Below are 16,133 nucleotides of genomic sequence, written 5' to 3'. Positions count from 1 at the left end.
CCCTAGCCCCCAGGCTTCTCCCCAGCCACCACCGGCGCCTTGCGCACCGGAAACGGGAAGTAGAAAAACCGCAAAAACGCCACCCGCTTGATCACCTCGCCAATCATCAACGGCACCACCACCGCCACCACCAGCCCGATAAACGCCGCCGCCACATCCGGCAGCCCCAAGTGCTGCAGCAAGGCAATGGTCTTGTGCTGAATCTCGCCATGGAAAATCAACAGAATCAGTGTCGACTGCCCGATGTACGTCATCGCGCGCGTCAATACCGCAGACGTCATCATCAACCCCGCCAGCGCCCAGCAGATGTACACACCGATCACCGCCAGCGCACTGGTCCACAGCCAATGGTCATAGCGCCGCTGGGCCAGGTCCATGGTGTCCCAGGTCGGGATGAAAATCGCGAAGTACACCACCAGCGCCACCACCATGCTCAGCAGTGAACTCTGGTGTTTGCGCAGTACGTCCCGCAGCAGGTAGCCGAGGATGAAATAGGTGCTGCTGATCAACGTCACATCCAGGCTGAAGGGCAGCCCCGGCATCGTCCAGGTCTGGCCACCGACGGTGATCGGTACCTGCCAGAACCAGTCCAGGGTCCAGACCCCCAGCAGCAACTGCACGCCCACCACCACGCAACTCCACACCAGGGACAGGCCCAGGCGTTGCATCAGCCGCAGCATCACCCAGCCAAACAGCATCGCCGCCCAAAAGTGCGGCAAAAACCACAAGGCTTGCCAGGGCAGGGTATCCACCGAGGCATACAGCACGCCGCCAATGTCGGGCAGCAGCGGTTGGCCACGCAGGACATCGCGCACCAAGACGTACACCAGCATCGTGGTGAAGAAGGGCTTGAGCAGGGCATCGGCCTTGCGCACCGCCATTTCGACGAAGGGCTGCTCGGGCTTGAAGAACACCCCAGACAGGAAAAAGAACAGCGGCAAGATGAAGACCGCCAGTATCGGGTACAGCAAATTCGGGGAGTGCTCCACGAACCAACCATGCCCGAACACAATGATCAGGATGCCAATGCCCTTGGCAATATCCATTTGAATCCAGCGTTTTTTCACCTGACTGCTCCCACTCTATAAATCTGCTTTGCGCCACGGCTTGAGCCACAGGCCCATGCCCAGCAACACCACGGCCCCGGCCAGGGTGCTCAACCCCAGCTGTAGCCAAACGCCTTGAACCTTGAACAACACCAGCGCTGCCAAGCCCATCACCAGCCCACTCAACAACCAGTGCGGCTTCCAGGGCAGGGCCCCGAGCAAGCCCTGGCGCTGCATCAACAGCAACGCGGTGCACAGCACACCGGCGAGGGCGGCCAGCGGGATGCCCGCCAGGCCAAACACAAACGGCAGTACACCCAGCAGCAACACGTTGACCAGGCTGCCCAGCAATTCGCAACGCAGCGGCTGGCGGGTGTCGCCGGCGGCGTAGGCATAACGCGCCAGCAGGGCATTCCAGGCGCCGAATACCAACGGCACGGCAAACCAGGCCAGCAGCAGCGGCAGCGGCGAATCCACCGACTGCTTGGGCAGCAGCAACGCCACCAGGCTTGGCGCCGCCGCCACCAGGCCGACACCGGCGGGCAGGGTCAGCAGGCTGGCGGTTTCCAGGCCGCGCTTGAGCAGGGCCAGGCGCTCGTCGCCCTGGCGCCGGCTCATCATGCCCAGCAGCACCTGGTTGAGGCTCATCAGCGCAATCAGCGGCAAGTTCATCAGCTTGCGGGCCAGGTTGACCCACGTCACGGCGCCTTCACCCAACAGCGAAGCCACCAGCCGTTCAATCAATGCCAGGCCTTGGCTCGCGCCATTGCTCAGCAACAGCGGGCCGATGCGTCCGCCCAATTCGCGTAATTCCAGTGTCGAAGCCCGCAGCCGCCAAGGCCGCCAGCCCAGGTGCAACATCGACGGCAACAACGCCAGGGGCATCAGCAGGCTGCCGGTCAGGCAGGCCAACGCCAGCGAGTGCGGTTGCGTGGCGGTGCCGGCGAGGGCGAGGTAGGTCACCGGCGGCAGGTTGAACAGCAACGAGCCGAGCCCCGCGACCACAAAACGCTCGCTGGCCTGCAACGGAATACTGAACAGCGCATGCAGCATCAAGCCCGGCACGCTCCAGGCGAGGATCTGCAAGTTGCTGCTGGCCAGGCTGGTGGCGCTGGCCGCAAGCCCCGGGCCGAGCAGTTGCACCAGCCACGGCGCCAGCAACGTCAACAGCAGGCTGGTCACCAGGGCAATCAGCAGCAGCGCCGGAAACAACACCGCCAGCCAGTCCAGGCGTTCGCCGTCCTTGCGTTGCAGGTACAACGGCAGGGCGGCGGCACTCAGCACGCCACCGGCCAGCGACATGCGCAATGCTTCGGGCAAGAACAGCGCGATCAGGAACGCATCGCTGCGCTCGCCCGCACCCCAGGCCGCCACCAACAACCACTCACGGGCAAACCCGAGGCACAGCCCCAGCAAGGTCGCCAGGGTCAACCAGAACGCCGATCCAAGCATGCCTAGGGCCCGACGCTATCGGGCACGGGCTTGCGATACGCCACGGTCTTGACCTTTGGCAGGCGCGCCGGAAACAGTCGCCGCGCCTCCAGCACGTTGATCCCCACCATCAGCCAGAACAGCGCAATCATCACCAGGGCGAAGCTGAAGTAGTGGTCAAAAAAGCCGCTGACCAGCGCCGACAGAATCCCCGCCGTGCTGCCCAGCCAGATCGCGTTGTCCTTGGTCAGGCGGATCGGGCCGATTTCCGGCCGGGACTCACGCCACCAGCGCCAGGTCACGGCGATAAACAGCAGCATGCTGATCACGCCGGTCTTGTAGACGAAGTTCAGCCACAGGTTGGAGATCCCCAGCAAGTGCGTGCCCGGCACCGGCGGGTCAACCTTGAAGCCAATGCCCAGCGGGTAACTGGCCACGGCCTGAGGGAACATCCGGTACTCGTCAAAGCGCACTTCGGTACTCGCGTTCTGGGCCGAAAAGATCGTCGCCAGACGTTCCTGCAACGGCGGATACGACAGCACCAGCGCCACGGCCAACGCCAATCCGATCATCAGCAAACGCCCGGTGTACGGCACCCGGCGCGACGCCATCCAGATCAGTACCAGCGCCAGGCTGACCATCGCCCCCCGGCTACTGGCCAACAGCAAGGCCGCTGCGCCCAGGCAGGCAACGCCCAGGCCGAGGCCGCGTTTCCAGCCGGTGTTGGTGATGCCGTAGCAGAACGCCAACGGCAGCAGCAACGCCATGATCCCGCCGGTGGCGTTGGGATGCATCCACGGCGAACCCATCCGCGAGGCCATCGCACTCAGGCCCAGGGACAGGGTGTCGAGGCTGCCGTAGTTCATCAGGGTCAGGATCGGCAGCATGCCCGAGGCTGAGCGTGAGCGGATAAACACGCCGATGGACATCACCAGCATCGCCAGGGTGCCCAGCAGCAGCGCGATCACCAGGGTTTCGCGGTTTTTCTGCTCAACCAGCAGCTTGGCGGCGAGGAACAGCACCGACAGGTTCAGCAACCAGCGCAGCCAGTTCGCCAAGCCGCTGGCCTCGGCGGTAATGCTCACCTGGCCGACGATAAACGGCACCACCGTGAAGATCATCAGCCACATCAGCATGCGGTCGGTAGGGCGCCGCGACAGCGGTGGTGCGGCCGGCAGCCGCGAGAGGAAACCGTGCCAGATCACCGCGGCCCAGGTCAGGGCGATCAGCGCTTCGCTGACCGTACTGCGAATCCCCAGGTTAAGGGTGGAGTAGGGCATGAACGTCGCCACCAGGGCGAACAGTAGCAGCCCCCAGAACGGGAATCGCAAAATCGTCACGGCCGCGGCCAGGCCGATCACTGCCAGCACGGCCTTGGCTGGGGAAAGGAACAGGATCAACCCACCAAACAGCAGGCCGAAGAGGATGGCGACGAGGCTACTCAGTGAGATTCTCAATTCAATTCCTCGATCAGTTCGGCCAGGCGCCGACGGTAGGCCTGGTGGTTGAAGCGTTCGGCCCAGCTGCGTAACTGTTCAGGTGGCTGTTCAACGGGTTGGTCGGCCAGGTGCAGCATCAATTGCACTAATGCTGCGCCGTCGGTGGGTGAAAAACGCGGCGCCAACGGCGGGGTGATTTCATCCAGCGAGGTACCGCTGGCCACCGCGACCGGGGTGCCGACGCTCAGGGCTTCGATCACCGGCAAGCCAAAGCCTTCCGCGTAAGAAGGCTGCCACAGGCGCGAGGCCTTGCGGTAGAGGCCGTGCAACTCGGCATCGGACAAACCGCTCAACGCGCGTATCCCGGGATAGCCGCGTTGCGCTTCGGGCAAATGCTCCAGGCTGCCCACCAGCACCAACTCCGGCACGCTCGGTGATTGGCTGCGCGCCTGGTGCCAGGCGTCCACCAGGAACGGCACGTTCTTGCGCAATTCCCGGGTGCCCACCAGCAGCCAGTAGCGCTCGGGCAACTGCCGGGCCGAGAGGTCCGCCGGAAGACCGACAAAGCCGACCACCTGATTGGGCAACACCCGAATCTTGCCCGCCGCCTTGGGAAACAGCCGCGCGGTTTCATCGGCGCTGTACTGCGAAGGTGTCCACACCCGGTCTGCCGTGTGCACTGCATAGGTGATCGACAGGCGATCGCTGGCCTTGTAGATCATCGCCTTCAGGCGATTGGCGTGGTAGTTGTCCAGGGTGATCTGAAACAGATCATGCAGCAGCACCACGGTACGCAGGCCTTTGGGTTTGGGCGGCAGCGGCAGGCCCATATTGAAGGTGCTGATGTACACGTCGATACGCTCGTCGCGCAGGGCCTTGGGTAAGAATCCTGCCTCGAAACGCAGGCGCTGATGAGGCTGGTGCATCGCCGTTTTGGCGCAGCCCCAGTCCGGGCAATGGGCACTCAGGCGCAACTCATCGCCCAGCGGCGCCACGCTAAAGCGCTCAAGCTCGATGCCGGGCATGGCGCGCAGGGCATCTTCCAGGGCGTACACCTGGCGGCTGATGCCCGATTGCGGCGAGGTGCCGACGGTGCGGTAATCGAGGCCTACGCGCATACCGGCTCCTTTTGGCTCAGGGGCGACAGTTGCGCGTAAACCTGTTCCAGCTGGCTGGCGGCAACGCTCCAGTCATGGGCGCGGCGCACATAGGCGCGACCGGCTTCGCCCATCGGGGCTGCGACTTCAGGTTGTTGCAGCAGGCGCACCACGGCGTCGGCCAGGCTGTCGGCGGTTTGGCCGCCGAAGTAGTCCAGGCCTTCCACCAGGTCCAGGCCCGACACGCCTTGGTCAGTACTCGCCAGCGGCAGGCCGGCGGCCAGGGCTTCAAGCACCTTGAGCTTGGAGCCGCCGCCATGACGCAACGGCGCCAAAAACACCGAGCAGCTCGATTGCAGCGCCAGCAGGTTGGGGACAAAACCTTGCCACTCGATGCGCCCGTCTTTCCAGCGTTCGCGCCAGCTTTGCGGCATGCCGAAGCCGCAGACACTCATGCGTGCGTCCGGGCAGCGGGCCCATACCTTCGGCAGGATTTCATCCAGTGCCCACTCGATGGCATCGACGTTGGGTGCGTATTCGTAGTTACCCAGAAACAGCACGCGGCGGGTCGTTGGGTCCGGGCGGGCGGCGGCGAAGTGCGCGCAGTCCACGCCGTTGACCACCACCGGCACCGGTTTTCCGGCAATCTGCGCCAGGGTCTGGGCGTCGGCTTCAGTCACCGCGACTACTTGCGCTGCCTGGCGCATCACCCGCCGTTCCCAGCGGCCGTAGCGCCATTGATCGTAACGAATAAACGGCAGGGCCCAGCCGGGAAGACGGTCGTAGGTGGCCGCGCCAAGGGACGATTCGACGTTGTGTTCGGTCAGCACAAACGGCTGGGAGTGACGGGCAAGCGCATCTTCATAGGGCTGGAAGGTATAGGTGTGTTCGATCTGTACCACATCCCAATGCTCGGTCAGCAATCGCTCGAAGGTGTCCTGCAAGGCATCCGACAGCCCATTCACACTGGCCAGCAACGGGTAGGGCGCAAACAGCCCGGCCAGCAGGGTTTTCAGGCTGCGCAGCGGGCGCCTTGGCAGGATGATCACCTGCTCCAGAAACGCTTCCAGCACCTGGCGATCGGTGAGAGACACCGCGTGCTTGTCATGCAACAGCAAGGTGATCCGGTGCCCGCGCGCAGCCAGGCTGCGCAGCAAATGAAACTGGCGCGTCTTGCCGCCGCTGGTAGCGGGCCAAGGCGAGTAGGGCAGGATCCAGAGGATGCGCATGGGTGGCTTCAATCCCATAACAGAATTTGCAGGTTCGGCTTGACCGGTACGTCCAGTCCGTTGGTGCCACTCAAGGGTGTTTCGGTGCCGCGTAACGGGTCATACAAGGTGGCAGTGGTCATGCCCGGCAAGTGCGCGCTGCCGCCACGGGCCGACCAGAAGAACCACACTTTGCGCCCGTCGGCACGGGTCCAGCCAATGCTGAACAGGCCGTCGGGCAACTGGTCGGCAGTGGGTGGTTCGCCGGGGGTCAATTTAGGCCCGCTCACCTGAAGGAAATTCTGCAAAGCGGTATACGACGGCTTGGGATTGGTGTCGATATCCAGCAAGCCATAACTCTGGTCACGCACGCTGGCGCGCTGGTCCAGGTCGCTCAGGGTGAACAGGAAAATCTTGTCGAAATCCAGCGCGCTCATCAGTGCGATGCGGCGCACGATGTAGTCGGCCTGGCCTTGTGGGGTGATGAAATCCTGCAGCTCTTTCGGGCCCTTATAGGTCGACCAGCCCCACTCGGTGCTCCACAGGGTCTTGACCCCGGCCGCTCGCAGTTTCTGGTTGAGGGCGCTGGTCTTTTCGACAAAGTCCAGGTTCGACGGTGTGTTGCCTTCGGGCAATTGGGTGTAGGGGTGATAGGACATGACGGTGTTCAGGCTCGGCACGCTCAGTTGCAGCAGGCCGTCGAGCATGTTCTGGCCATTGGGCATTTCACTGAAGAACGCCATGCCGGCGGCCACCACCGGTTTGTTCGGGTTCACCACCCGCAGCGCGGCGGCGGTGACTTGCAAGAGGTTGGCGTAGCCGGCCGGGTCGGCGGCGGGGCGCCAGAACCCCAGCAGGTTCGGCTCGTTCCATACCTGCCAGGCATCCACGCTGGGGTAACGCTGGGACAGCAACGCCATGCGGTTGGCGAAGATGCTCGGGTCCTTGGGCGGGAACTGGTCCTGATAAGGCGAGGAGGCCGGCGCGGTGGTGGCGAACTTCGCCGAGCCCACCAGGTAGAACACCGACTTGATCTGGTTCTGCTGCAGCTTGTTCACCAGCTCGTCGAGGGTGGCGAGGTTGTACTGGTTCTCGGCGGTTTCCAGTTGGTCCCAGTGCAGGTCCAGGCGCACCCATTCCAGGCCCAGGGCCTTGAGGCGGTCAATCTGCTTTTGATAACGCTCAGGGCTGAACCACAGGAACTGCGCGTTCACCCCCAAAAAATCCTTCCACACGATCTCTTTGGTGCCCTTGAGCACATGGCTCTCTGCATCGGCCGGGCGGCCCCAGAGAAAGGCGGTCAAACCCAGTGCGGCGACCACCACAAGGGTCGCCAGGTAAGTCCGTTTACGCGCCATGGTTGCCTCCTGCAATGGCTTGTTCAAACAGGGCCACGAACTTCTGCGCGGTCAACGGCCACAGCCGTTCACGGCCAATCGCGGCGGCGCGCTCGGCCCAGTCCCGGGCCTGCTGCGGGTTGCGTGCGAGCAACAGCAATTGCTCGCTCAACGCCGCCACATCGCCTTGTGGGTAGATGGCGCCATTGCCGCTGGCGACTTCCTCGGCAAACGCCCGGGCATCAGACGTGATTGCGCCGCGCCCGCAGGCGGCTGCCCACGACAATGCGCCGCTGGTACCGCGCTGGCGGCCCAACAGGCCAAGCTTTTTCGATTCGCGATACGGCAGCACCATCACATGGTGCGCCTGGATCGTCTGCGGGATTTCGCTGGCCGGCAAATTCAGCCGCCAGTCGATGGAGCCCGCCAGGCCGAGTTCGGCGATCTGGCTTTTCAACTGCTCCAGGTAATTGCCGCCTGCGCCAAACGCCATTTCGGCGGCAGTGCCACCGGCCAGGGTCAGGCGCACACGGTCACGCAATTCAGGGGCTTTTTCGAAGACGGCGGCCAATGCCTGCAACAGGTCTTCGATGCCTTTGCCACGGTAGATAAAACCAAAATACAGCAGGTGCAGCGTGTCCAGTGGCGGCAAGGCCACCGGCGCAATATCCAGGTTGGCGTGGTTGATCACCGCCACCTTGCCTGCGGGCAATTGCATGCGCGCAGTCAGGCAGTCGGCGCCCAGGCGGGTGAGGGTCACCAGCCGGGTCAGGCCCTGGGCGACGTGACGTTCTTCGCGCAGGGTCAAGGGATCGGCCAGCACCACCGCCGCCTGGGGCAATGGGCTGGGCAAGGATTCCAGCAGGTTCAGCGGAAAGGGCAATTGCTCGCGCCGCCAGACCATGCGTTCCGGGTCATGCACCGTGGCGGTCAACGGCAGCGCAGGGTAGGCCTTGCGCAATTCGCGCAGGGCCAAAAACTCCCCCAGCCGCCCACCGCCCAGCTCGGCGTGGACCAGGTCAACACCCTGCCAGTCGAAACCGGCAATGGCTTGCTTGATCGACGCCGTGCTGCCGACCACGCCCGTCAAGGGCGTAGCCACCTCGACGCCCAGTTGCTCCAGTGCCGTCTTGAAATGGTTCGCGTAGTCGGCGATCCCGTTCTTTTCCGGCGGCAGGGGAGCGAGCAGGGCGATGCGCATCAGAACGAACCCCGGTACTTGGCGATGTTTTTCAGCACCTTGACCGGCACCTCGAACTTGCGGCGGTTGATGATGATGCCATCCACCTTGCCGAACGCCGTGGTGAGGATCGACAGCGCGTGTTCCACCACCGGCACCGTGCTTTTTTGCGCTTCTACAACCAGCGCAATCAGGTCGGCACGGCGCAGGTTGATGAAGGCGTCGCGGTTGTCCAGCAGCGCCGAGGCATCCAGCAACACCACCTGGCCCGGAATCGCCGGCTCAACACCGCCGACCCGCACCCGCACACCGTTCTCTTCCAGCAACTGGCGCAACTGCTCCACGATAAAACTCACGCCTTCACCGTGTCGCGCCGAGGTCAGCCCCAGGGTCAGGCCCTGTTCGGCAATACGCTCCAGCGGCAGCAAACCGTACAAGCGATAAATGCTCGCGTTGAAGGCGTTGGTGCTTTGCGCGGTGCTGGTGTCCAGCTCCGGCAGCGTGGTCCACAGTGGCAGGCCGAACTTGCCTTCCACCAGGCCGCCGTCGTGGATCCGTTGATCCAGCAGGTAGCACAGGTAGATCACCAGCAGCCCCACCACGATCGAGAACGGGATCGCCAGCAACAGCATCAGCAGGGTTTTCGGGAAGACGCGCCCAGGGTTCAGGGTGGCTTCTTCGATCACCGCGATGTTACTGATTTGGCTCTTGTCCAGTTCACGGTCGATCCGCGATTTTTCCAGGCTGTCCACATACAGCGCGTAGTTTTTCTCGGTGCCGTTCAGCTCACGGGCCAGGCGTGCCAGTTCCGGCTCAATGGCCAGGGCATCCTTGCGTTGGGCTTCCAGTTCCGTCAGTTGTTTTTGCTGTTGCACCAACTGTGTACGCAGGGACTGGTTGCGGCTGGTCTCATCCAGCAGTACCCGTTGCAGGTGGATCTCCAGGGTGTTCGGCGCGCGGTTCTCGGAGCTTTGCACCGTGTCGCTTTCACCGGCAACCTGGGCCTGCATGGCACGGATCGAGGCGTCCAGGGCTTTGACCGGCGGCGCGTTATCCGTGTAGGTACGCATCATGTCGGCTTTTTCCAGGAGCTTCTGGTTCAGCAGGCGACGCAAGTCTTGTTGCTGCGGGTTCAGCGCGATCTGGCGAACCGTGGTCACCTCTTTGGGCTGGCCCTTGAGTTGTTCACGGGTGCTCTGCAACGCCACGTCGGAGGAGGCGATCAGGCGAGTGGAATTGAACACTTCGCCGCGCAGCACGTTGATCCGCTCGGACAAGTCTTCCAGGCGGTCAGTGATGCTCGACGCGCCAATGTCGTTCAAGTGCGTGAGGATCTGCTCCTTGTAGCTCTTGATCTGGGCAGCGCTGGAAGACACCTGGCCTTCATAGAACGCGTACAGGCTCTTGCGGCCCAGGGCCTGGGTGCGCTCGTCGATGTAGGTTTCGACCCAGTCCTTGACCACCGCCTGGGCGATTTGCGGGTCATCCCAGGTGAAGCTGATGTCCATCACCGTGGAGCCGATGGCGTGGGTCACGTCGAAGTTTTTCTCCAGGCTTTTCGCCAGGCGTTCCACCGGGGTGGTTTCCTCAACGATGCCGACGGTTTCCAGTACCACTCGTACGCCGTCAAATACCGCGCTGATGCCTTTTTTGACGTACCACTTGGTGCGCTTCCACACGCCTTCCGGCGGCTGCATCTTGTCCATCACGTCCAGGTAATGCTCGGCCACTGCACGCACGATGGGGCGCCCGGTCAGCAGGCGTTCTTCGTCGACAATCGGGTCGCGCTGGGTGCTCGGCATGACGATCGGCTGACGGTTGTCGACCTCGATCGGCATCGTCGAGTCACGCCCTGGTTTTACCAGCAGCCGCGCGGTGGATTCATACTTGGCCGGCAGCAAAAACGCCCCCAGCAAAATGATCACCAGCGCAGCAAGCGCGGCCAGTTTGAACTCGTGCTTGAAGATGAAGAACAGACGCAGAAGATCACGAAAAGAACGGATCTCGATCATGGGATGTCGCTCCTTTAGTGGTTCGTGGTGTAGCTGTAGCCCACACCAATGGATTTGGTGAAGGGAATCAGCTGGTTCAGGTAAGTGTCCACGCCCTGGATCCGTTCGCCGACGTTGGACTTGGGTACAAACACCACGTCACCGCGTTGCAGCGTCACGGGCTTGCGGCCCAGTGCGCCGTTCTTCAGGTACTGGCTGAAATCCAGGAAGTAGGCGTGATAGATACCTTGGCCATCTTCACGCAACAGGGCGACCATGCTCGCGTTGCCCACCGAGCTCACGCCGCCGGCACCGAGAATCGCCTGCTCCATGGTCGGGGCCGTTGCGATGGAGATAGCCGACGGGTTTAACACCGCGCCGCCGACGATCACCGTGTTACCCGGCGCCTGGTTGATGTTCACCGTCACCCGGGGTTCGCGATACACCGGTGCGAGCTTCTGGCTCAGCTCGGCGGCGACTTCCGCCGGCGTTCGCCGCGCCACCTGGACCGGGCCCAGGAAGGGGTAGTTGATCTTGCCGTCGTTCTGCACGGTGTACAGCGTCAGCTCGTAAATCGTGCTGACGTTGAACGCCGACAGGGTCGGCATTTCCCCGGCATCGCGCACGATACGCAGTTGGTCGCCGATGCGGATACGCTCCACGGCCGGCGGCAACTGGGCCATGCGGTCGAGGGCCTGCTTGCCCTCATCCACCGTTTTCCCGTCGGGCGCGACGATCCGCGCCGGGGTATTGCAGGCGGCCAATGCCATCATGGCCAGGACGAGCAAGGTTCGTTTCATCAAAGGGGTCTTCCTGTAGGTCATGATGCTCACCTCCAATAACCGGGGAACATGCTGATGCGCCGCTTAAGGGCGAGGGGGAGCTGGCGCTCCAGATGGCCCAGCCGGTAGCCGAGCAATTTGAACGCGCTGCGCACCAGTACTTCGGGTACGCGGTGCAATGCACCGGCTTCGCGTAATGCTCGAAGCTCGGCCAGTACATAGCGTTTACCTTCACCGCCGGCATCGCCAAAAGCCTGGCGGATCCACGGCTCGCGGCCGTAGAAAACACCAATGTCGAAGTAGCGGTGAAACTCATCCATGAGACGGTAATCGTGGGAGTGATAGACCAGGGCGGTGGCGGCGTAGCGCACCTTGTAGCCTTCCAGCAGCATGCGGGCGGCGACGTAGGCGTCCTCGCTGCCGATCACATCCGCGGGGAAGCCACCGACGGCTTGCAGGGCGCTGCGTCGGTACACCGAAAACGAATCCGAGCTGAAGCAGGTCTTGATCCCAAGCTCCGGCGCATCAGCCAGGCTTTTGCTGCGGCTTTGCGGCGGGTAATTGAAGCGGCGTGACTGGGCGCCCAACACACCGGCGTCCGGGTGCGGCAATTGGCGGCCATAAGCAACGCCGTTGAGCGGGTCCAGCTCCAGCTCGCCCACCAGGTTGGCGAAGGTCTCGGGGGCGGCGGGGATCGCGTCCTGGGTCATGACGATCAGCGCGTCGCCGTCGACTTGTTCGCTGGCCCAGCGGCGGGTGCCGCCATGGTTGAAATCCTTGGCATCGATCACTTCGACCCGTACGCCGAACTCGCGAAAACGCGCCACGGTGTCATCGCTGGAGGCGCTGTCGACCACCAGGGTTTCGTCCGGTTGCAGGGTTTGCATGCGCAGCGCCGGCAGCAGCCTGTCCAGGTAGCTGGCCGCGTTGCGGGTCGGGATGATCAGGGCGGTACGCATATCAAGGCTTCACTTCTGCGGGCGCACGCCCGTAGATATCGTCAAAGCGCACAATGTCGTCTTCCCCCAGGTACTCGCCGCTCTGCACCTCGATCATCACCAGGTCGATGATGCCGGGGTTGGTCAGGCGGTGCTTGTGCCCGGCCGGAATGTAGGTGGACTCGTTGGCGTTGATCAGGAATTCACGGTCGCCGTTGGTAATCATCGCCGCGCCGCTGACCACTACCCAGTGCTCGCTGCGGTGATGGTGCATCTGCAACGACAGCGAGGCACGAGGCTTGACCACGATGCGCTTGATCTTGAAGCGGCTGCTTTCTTCCAGCACGGTGTAGGTGCCCCACGGCCGGGTCACGGTGCGGTGCAGGCTGAACGCCGGATGGTTCTGGCGCTTGAGCTCGGCGACGATGTAGCGCACGTCCTGGCTGCGGTTGGCGTCGGCGATCAGGATCGCGTCCGGGGTGTCGACGATGATCAGGTTGCTCACGCCCACCGCGCCCAATACGCGCTTGGGCGAGTCGATGTAGCAGTTGTGCACGTCGTGCAAAATCGCTTCGCCATTCACCTGGTTGCCATTGGCGTCGCTCGGGGTCAGTTGGCGTACGGCGTCCCAGGAGCCGATATCGCTCCAGCCGATGTCGCAGGGCACCACGGCCACTTGCGCGGATTTTTCCATCAGCGCCACGTCGATCGAAATATCGGGCGCGGTGCCGAAACCTTCGGCGTTCAATTCACGCTGGCGGCAGTTGTTGTTATTCAGGCTGTGGCTGTGGTCGAGGGCGGCCTTGGCGGCGTCCAGAACAGCGGGGGCGTGCAGCGCCAGTTCCTCCAGCAGGGTGCTCGCCTTGAAACAGAACATCCCGGCATTCCACAGGTGTTTGCCGCCGTCCAGGTAACCCTGGGCGGTGGCCAGGTCGGGCTTCTCGACGAAGCGCTTGACCCGGAAACCCTGGCCCAGTGCTTCGCCTTGTTCGATGTAGCCGAAGCCGGTTTCCGGGCGGTCGGGCTGGATGCCGAAGGTCACCAGGTAGCCGGCTTCTGCAAGTTCACGGGCTTGCGTGACGGCGTCGGCGAAGGCGCTTTCATCGAGAATAAGATGGTCGGCAGGCAGGATCAGCAACTGCGCTTCACCGCCAAAATTTTCCTGCACATGCAGGGCGGCCACGGCGATCGCGGCGGCGGTATTGCGACCAAACGGCTCCAGCAACAGGTCGAGGGCCAGGTGGGTCTTGTTCACCACGCGGTAGTCATCGAGGGTGCGAAACAGCAGGTCGCGGTTGGTCACCGTCAGCACGCTTTCCACGCCCGGCAAGTGGCTGGCCCGCAGGAAGGTCTTCTGCAACAGGCTCTGGTCATCATGCATGCGCATGAAGGGCTTGGGCATGTTCTGGCGCGACACCGGCCACAGGCGAGTGCCCGAGCCACCGGAAATGATGCAGGGAATTAATCCGTTGAGAGCGTTCATCAATAGACTTCCTTGGTCGAAAGGACGGCCGGGACCGTCATGAAAACGATGTACAAGTCGAACCACACCGACCACTTCGAGATGTACTCCAGGTCGTACTCAACGCGTTTCTGAATCTTGAACAGCGTGTCGGTCTCACCACGATAGCCGTTGATTTGCGCCCAGCCCGTGATGCCTGGTTTCACCCGGTGCCGCGAGCTGTACTCGCTCACGGCCACTTCGTAGGGCACCCCGGCGGCCTTGGTGGCGGTGGCGTGTGGGCGCGGGCCGACCATCGACATGTTGCCCAGCAGCACGTTGAACAGCTGCGGCAACTCATCGATGCTGGTCTTGCGAATAAACCGGCCCACGCGGGTGATGCGCGGGTCGCCACGGGTGGTCTGGCGGTCGGCGTTGAAGTCGCTCATCTCGGCGTACATCGAGCGGAACTTGAACACCCGGATCACGTTGTCGTTGTAGCCAAAACGGTTCTGGCGAAACAGCACCGGGCCTTTGGAATCGAGCTTGATGGCAATCGCCGTAATCAACATGATCGGCGACAACGCCACCAGGCCCAGGGTTGCCAGAATCAGGTCTTCGCAGCGCTTGATAAACGGCGACCAGCCCCGCAATGGCACGTGGGACGTGTTGAACATCAGGATGCCGCCGACATCGGTGATGCGGCTGTGGCCATAGCGCAGGGCGGCCATGTCGGGCACCAGCATGACGTTGACCGACATCTGCCGCAGGCGCTTCACCAGCCCGTTGATCCGCTGTTCGGCGGCCCAGGGCAGGGTGATCATCACCTGGTTGACCTGCTCGGAGCGGATCAGTTTTTCCAGGTCGCGGGTATTGCCCAGCAGCGGCAGGTTGCTCAGTTCCTTGGGGATACGCTCGGTGCGGTCGTCGATAAAACCGATCAGGCCGGAGCGGATATCACCGTTGCGCTGCAAGTGGTCGGCCACGTGCACGGCGGTGTCGGTGAAACCGAGGATCACCGTGCGTTGCAGGTATTTGCCGTTCGTCATCAGGTTGCGGAACAGGCGCAGCATCACCATGCGTTCCAGCCCGAACAAACCCAGGCTGGTGACAAACCAGAACGCCAGGTTACGCGGGCTCAACTGCGGGAACATCAGCAGGATCTGGTACATGAACAGCAAAATGCAAAACGCGGAAGACCAGGCCACCAGCATGGTGCGAAACCGCAGCCGGTTGCTGAACAACTCCTCGGAATACACCCCCATGGCCTGGAACAGAATAATCGTCAGGATCGCGAAGAACAGCAGCAAGCCGAGAAAGTGGGCGCGCAGCTCGGAGGCCATCGGTTCTGGATAAAACAGCAGGATCAGTGCAGGTAAAACCGCGGTGAAGCCGTGCATCAATTTTACGAACACAACAAAGAATTCAATGAAACCGGCCCGGGTCAAAAACAGGCTGTCGACTGACGACTTCTCGCGCATAAAAACATCCCTCATTGCACACCAGGGCTTCCATGTTCGGCTGCTCATCCATAAAGGCAGGGCTTGCTTTATAAGTGGCGCCAGACGAACAGCTGCTTCGCTGGGTAATACGCAATTACCTATCTATTTGCAGGGAATTTGCGGGGTTATGGCTAAATGATGGTGCCCTTTAATTGATTCGTCAAGGTTTTGACTTTTTTATAAGAGTGGCGTCCTAGACCTGTCGGGCACTCTTCCGCACGACAGTTTGTTGACTGTCTTGGTCGGATTCTCGGGTTTTTCGAGAACAAAATGCTGGCGTTTTGGAGTGTAGAAACAAACTTGGGAATTTTCCTGCCGTGGAGGAAAACATTTTTTTGACGGGGGTGGAATGCGGGGGTTTTGGGGGACAAGCGACGAGTGGTGAGGGCGCAGGGCCTTCACCACATCGGGGCGTACTAAGCTTGATGGCTGCCTTTGAAATTGACGGTCAGGTTGCGCTTTTTAAGCCTTGCGCAGGTGCAAACACTCAATTGAACGGTCTACCGTGGTCTTGGCAATTTCCAGCAAGTGCCACACCGCCAACAACTTGGCTCACTCGGGGCTTTGCAGCAGTTCGCCGCAATCGAGTGCGGTGGCCGAGGCGCTGCTGAGCAGGCTTGCGGTGTAGAGCAGGGAGTCTTCGAAGCTCAGGTCTTCGTTCACGGTGTGGAAGCCCTGCGAGGGCAGGTAGTGTTCGAGGGCGCGATTGAAGGCGGCGCGGTTTTTTAGCAGGTCGAGGGG

General features: G+C 62.3%; 12 protein-coding genes and 1 pseudogene. All 13 read right to left on the bottom strand.

Annotated elements, in window-relative coordinates; all coding sequences use genetic code 11:
- Window positions 1-2: 2 nt before the first annotated feature.
- On the bottom strand, window positions 3-1,067 hold the full coding sequence (locus CEC48_RS26815; RefSeq protein WP_371917786.1) for an acyltransferase family protein: 1,065 nt from the start codon (window positions 1,065-1,067) through the stop codon (window positions 3-5).
- A 15-nt stretch (window positions 1,068-1,082) separates the two neighbouring features.
- Window positions 1,083-2,498, bottom strand: coding sequence for a lipid II flippase MurJ (locus CEC48_RS26810; protein ID WP_088426475.1), 1,416 nt, complete (start codon window positions 2,496-2,498; stop codon window positions 1,083-1,085).
- A 2-nt stretch (window positions 2,499-2,500) separates the two neighbouring features.
- Window positions 2,501-3,928: an O-antigen ligase gene (locus CEC48_RS26805; protein WP_088426487.1), complete on the bottom strand. Its 1,428-nt coding sequence runs from the start codon at window positions 3,926-3,928 to the stop codon at window positions 2,501-2,503.
- Window positions 3,929-3,930: 2 nt separating this feature from the next.
- Window positions 3,931-5,034 carry a glycosyltransferase family 1 protein gene (locus CEC48_RS26800; RefSeq protein WP_088426474.1) on the bottom strand — a complete coding sequence of 368 codons (1,104 nt, stop codon included), beginning with the start codon at window positions 5,032-5,034 and terminating at the stop codon, window positions 3,931-3,933.
- On the bottom strand, window positions 5,025-6,242 hold the full coding sequence (locus CEC48_RS26795) for a glycosyltransferase family 4 protein (RefSeq protein ID WP_088426473.1): 1,218 nt from the start codon (window positions 6,240-6,242) through the stop codon (window positions 5,025-5,027). The genes CEC48_RS26800 and CEC48_RS26795 overlap by 10 nt, the downstream gene beginning before the upstream one ends.
- 8 nt (window positions 6,243-6,250) lie before the next feature.
- Window positions 6,251-7,579 (bottom strand): cellulase family glycosylhydrolase, encoded by a 1,329-nt coding sequence (locus tag CEC48_RS26790; protein WP_088426472.1) that lies wholly within the window; start codon window positions 7,577-7,579, stop codon window positions 6,251-6,253.
- Complete coding sequence (locus CEC48_RS26785) at window positions 7,569-8,759, bottom strand: glycosyltransferase (protein WP_088426471.1); 1,191 nt, start codon at window positions 8,757-8,759, stop codon at window positions 7,569-7,571. Before CEC48_RS26785 ends, CEC48_RS26790 begins: the two co-directional genes overlap by 11 nt.
- Window positions 8,759-10,750 (bottom strand): exopolysaccharide transport family protein, encoded by a 1,992-nt coding sequence (locus CEC48_RS26780; protein ID WP_088426470.1) that lies wholly within the window; start codon window positions 10,748-10,750, stop codon window positions 8,759-8,761. Before CEC48_RS26780 ends, CEC48_RS26785 begins: the two co-directional genes overlap by 1 nt.
- A 14-nt stretch (window positions 10,751-10,764) precedes the next feature.
- Complete coding sequence (locus CEC48_RS26775; RefSeq protein ID WP_088426469.1) at window positions 10,765-11,529, bottom strand: polysaccharide biosynthesis/export family protein; 765 nt, start codon at window positions 11,527-11,529, stop codon at window positions 10,765-10,767.
- Between the two features lie 29 nt (window positions 11,530-11,558).
- The gene (locus CEC48_RS26770; RefSeq protein WP_088426468.1) at window positions 11,559-12,470 is read right to left on the bottom strand and encodes a glycosyltransferase family 2 protein; all 912 of its coding nucleotides are present in this window, start codon (window positions 12,468-12,470) and stop codon (window positions 11,559-11,561) included.
- A 1-nt stretch (window position 12,471) separates the two neighbouring features.
- Window positions 12,472-13,932, bottom strand: a complete 1,461-nt coding sequence (locus CEC48_RS26765; protein ID WP_088426467.1) for a mannose-1-phosphate guanylyltransferase/mannose-6-phosphate isomerase — start codon at window positions 13,930-13,932, stop codon at window positions 12,472-12,474.
- Window positions 13,932-15,371, bottom strand: coding sequence for an undecaprenyl-phosphate glucose phosphotransferase (locus tag CEC48_RS26760; RefSeq protein WP_088426466.1), 1,440 nt, complete (start codon window positions 15,369-15,371; stop codon window positions 13,932-13,934). The genes CEC48_RS26765 and CEC48_RS26760 overlap by 1 nt, the downstream gene beginning before the upstream one ends.
- Before the next feature lie 483 nt (window positions 15,372-15,854).
- A pseudogene (locus CEC48_RS26755) lies at window positions 15,855-16,133 on the bottom strand (DUF6124 family protein); the annotation flags it as partial.

The sequence above is a fragment of the Pseudomonas sp. K2I15 genome (assembly GCF_002204795.1).
Lineage (GTDB): Bacteria > Pseudomonadota > Gammaproteobacteria > Pseudomonadales > Pseudomonadaceae > Aquipseudomonas.
This window is presented reverse-complemented; position numbering and strand designations above follow the sequence as displayed.